General features: G+C 51.6%; 1 protein-coding gene. It reads left to right on the top strand.

What is annotated here, in order from left to right; all coding sequences use genetic code 11:
- Positions 1 to 193, top strand: a 193-nt coding sequence (locus RMT89_RS41765; protein WP_315888981.1) for a glycosyltransferase, incomplete at its 5' end; no start/stop codon positions are given.
- Between the last annotated feature and the right edge of the window lie 154 nt (positions 194 to 347).

Genomic DNA, 347 nt, shown 5'->3' with positions numbered 1-347 from the left:
AGACGTAACCGGCTTGCTCGTACCTGTAAAAGATGCTGTAGCACTGGCTGACGCGATTCAGAGATTAATCGAAGATTCTGAGCTGAGGAATAACATGGGACAAGCTGGCAGAGCCCTGGCTGAAGAAGCGTTTGCGATTGAAAAAATCGTGGAGCAGCACATGGATATTTATCGGGAGCTTCTTGAGCCATGAAAGCACAGGCGAATGTTCTGCTGACAGGTGCGACGGTATTTGTGGGGCACACGCTGCTGGGGCAGTTGTTTGAGCGTGAATCATACAAGGTTACTGTGGCATTGCGGGCTGCCAATGGCTTTGATCGTTGCGAAGCGCAGGTGGTGGGCGACTT

This window comes from Streptomyces sp. P17 (genome assembly GCF_032436805.1).
Lineage (GTDB): Bacteria > Actinomycetota > Actinomycetes > Streptomycetales > Streptomycetaceae > Streptomyces.
Note: the sequence above shows the minus strand (reverse complement) of the source record. Positions and strands in the feature narration are given on the sequence as shown.